This window comes from Photobacterium sp. OFAV2-7 (assembly GCF_022347985.1).
Lineage (GTDB): Bacteria > Pseudomonadota > Gammaproteobacteria > Enterobacterales > Vibrionaceae > Photobacterium.
On the sequence record NZ_JAKRFQ010000679.1, the window covers coordinates 1 to 2,933 of the forward strand.

The 2,933-nt window shown below is 46.5% G+C and carries 2 protein-coding genes and 2 pseudogenes; 2 read left to right on the plus strand and 2 right to left on the minus strand.

The window, feature by feature from the left end; genetic code table 11:
• A pseudogene (locus MHN01_RS22940) lies at positions 1-805 on the plus strand (protein BatD); the annotation flags it as partial.
• Between the two features lie 286 nt (positions 806-1,091).
• Entirely contained in the window at positions 1,092-2,333 is a 1,242-nt protein-coding gene (sstT, locus tag MHN01_RS22945; protein WP_239413665.1) for a serine/threonine transporter SstT, read from the plus strand.
• Between the two features lie 91 nt (positions 2,334-2,424).
• On the opposite strand, the gene MHN01_RS22950 is transcribed toward sstT, so the two are convergent.
• Positions 2,425-2,616, minus strand: a complete 192-nt coding sequence (locus MHN01_RS22950) for a YtxH domain-containing protein (protein WP_239413666.1) — start codon at positions 2,614-2,616, stop codon at positions 2,425-2,427.
• 186 nt (positions 2,617-2,802) lie between these two features.
• A pseudogene (locus MHN01_RS24580) lies at positions 2,803-2,933 on the minus strand (TetR/AcrR family transcriptional regulator); the annotation flags it as partial.

A 2,933-nucleotide genomic window follows, 5' to 3' on the forward strand; every position in this document is an offset into this window, starting at 1 on the left:
AGTGGGCGATCTCCTTACCCGAACCATTAGCCTGCGAATTAAAAACGCAGAGCAAAGCAGCATGCCTAACCTTGTTCTGCAATACCCTGACAAGGTTAAGGTCTATAACGAAAAGCCGGTGTACAGTACAGTCAATGGCTATACCGTCATGACCCTCAAGCAAGTAATACTTCCTCGGGAGCAAGGCGAGCTTGAGCTACCGCCGCTATCTATCAACTGGTGGAATACAGATACTAGTCAACAGGAGACGAGCCGAATTGAGGGGCTCACAGTTTCGGTACTACCGGGTGACAACGTCAATAACAGCCTTAACCTGCCGCTTCTCTCCGAGCCCTTGTCTGCCTCACCAGCAGCCAAAGAAACAGGGCCTGCTGACATACAAATTGTCACAGATTCCGGATACTGGCCATGGCTAACAGCCTTGTTTGCCGGATTATGGCTAATTACTACGGCCTTGTGGCTGAGTGCCAGAGCTTCCAAGCCAGGCGTACCGGCTACGATAAGCCTGTCCGGCACGGATGTCGCGCCCCTTACCGGCATGAAACAGGCCGTCAAAGACAATAGCCCTATTAAAGTTCAAGCCTACTACCAACAGTGGTCGCAGAATAACCCGGATAACCCACAGCAGGAGCAGCTGCGACAGGCCGTTCACGCAATGATGACGGCGCATTTCAGCAAACAGCCCGAGAAATGGGACAGTGCCAAGCTGCTCCAGCTTATCCAGTCAATCGGCCAGTCTGAAAAAACAACATCAAAAAACAATACAGCGACCTCGGCACTGGCTCCACTGGTTCCGGAAAAGTAGACAGTAGAGGTTTACATAATCGATATATAAATGAGAGTAGCTCGCACTTGGTGCGAGCTTTTTTTAACATTTTCTCCTGTCTGTTCGGACATTTGTTAAAGAATCGAATCGAACCAACCCTGTCCCAAACGTGACATACCGCATTAGGCCAAAAGAATGTTAATAGTGAGTTAACCGAAAGTTTATCGAAAGAAAGGTGGAAAATTATCGTATTTCCTGTTAAAAAATGTTTCGGGAGCAATATATAATCCTTCCGGACATATAAAAAAATTATGCAGGACGTAATATGAATCAGACACAACCCTTTTTAGCCCGAGTCGCAAGTGGGAGCCTGGTGATCCAGATCCTCATCGGTATCGTTGCCGGTATCCTTCTTGCCTCCGTATCTCCTGAAGCTGCCGTCAAAGTTGGCTTTCTTGGAGGACTGTTCGTCAGTGCACTGAAAGCAGTCGCCCCTATCCTTGTCTTTATTCTGGTCGCCTCTTCGATTGCCAACCAGAAGAAAGGCGCTCACACCAACATGCGACCAATCATTATCCTGTACCTATTCGGTACGCTAATGGCTGCGCTGACCGCGGTTACCATGAGTTTTCTTTTCCCGACCACTTTAACTCTGGTAGCAAGTGCAACAGGTGCTACACCACCTGAAGGCATTACTGAAGTATTGAATACGCTGCTATTCAAGATTGTTGATAACCCAGTAAATGCACTGATGACAGGTAACTTCATCGGTATTCTTGCATGGGCTATCGCTCTTGGCTTCGCACTACACCAGGCAAGTGATGCAACTAAGCAGGTTTTCCACGATGTATCTAACGGCATCACCCTGATCGTTCGCTTCGTGATCCGCCTGGCACCAATCGGTATCTTCGGTCTGGTTGCCAATACCTTTGCAGAAACAGGCTTCGCAGCCCTTGCAGGTTACGGTCACCTTCTTGCCGTGCTACTAGGCTCAATGCTAATCATTGCGCTAATAGTTAACCCGCTGATTGTTTTCTACAAGACCAAAGAAAACCCATACCCGCTTGTTCTGCGTTGTATCCGCGAGAGTGGTATTACTGCCTTCTTCACTCGTAGTTCTGCGGCGAACATCCCTGTTAACATGCAGCTATGTAAGAACCTAGATCTTCACGAAGATACGTATTCTGTATCAATTCCTCTGGGTGCAACTATCAACATGGCAGGTGCTGCGATCACAATTACAGTTCTGACGCTTGCTGCTGTACATACCATGGGTATTGAAGTTGATGTCGCAACAGCAGTACTGCTAAGTGTGGTTGCTGCCGTTTCAGCTTGTGGTGCTTCGGGTGTAGCCGGTGGTTCTCTACTTCTGATCCCGCTTGCGTGTAGCCTGTTTGGTATCCCTAACGATATCGCGATGCAGGTTGTTGCTGTTGGCTTTATCATTGGTGTTATTCAGGATTCTGCAGAAACAGCCCTGAATAGTTCAACTGACGTTATCTTTACTGCCGCAGCTTGCAAGGCAGAAGAAGCAAAAGTTGCAAATGCTGAAGCAGTGAAATCATAATCGATTCTTACTGCAACCGTAATAAAAAGAGGCAGCCAACAGGCTGCCTCTTTTGTATTCGATGTTCTTCTGTGACAAGCACTAATTACTTCTATTTGCTTAGCTCTTCCAGTTGCTCTGTCAGCTCACTCGCCTTGTCCGATACTTGATCCGACGCTGATTCAATCATGTCCTGAACCTCTTCCATTGGTCGAGAGTTCACAGCATCCTCAATCTGGTCTTTATAGGTCACACCGATATAGATACCGATGCCCACCAAAGCTAGCATAATATATTTCAACATCTACTAATCTCATTATTTTGATATACACCAAGTATCATGATTATACACAGCCGTTTACATCTTAGCTTGCTTGCTATCATAAATCTCAAATAAAACGGCCATACTTCATGTAGTTACAATAAGCATGATACAAGCCACACATAAAAAAGCAGCCTCATCAGCGGCTGCCAGTCTGAAACTCAGTCTTTACTTAACCAAACTTATCAATGATTTTCCTAACAGCCACTCAAGCTCTTTCTCACTTTCATCGCCAAAGCGCTCTTTGCACATAGCGTACAGACGTTCAATCCCGTGCTTGGCAAAATCGTTGGTTAACT

Excerpts from the sequence above, each read along its gene's own strand:
- sstT (WP_239413665.1), top strand. The coding sequence starts at position 1,092 with ATGAATCAGACACAACCCTTTTTAGCCCGAGTCGCAAGTGGGAGCCTG.
- MHN01_RS22950 (WP_239413666.1), bottom strand. The coding sequence starts at position 2,616 with ATGTTGAAATATATTATGCTAGCTTTGGTGGGCATCGGTATCTATATC.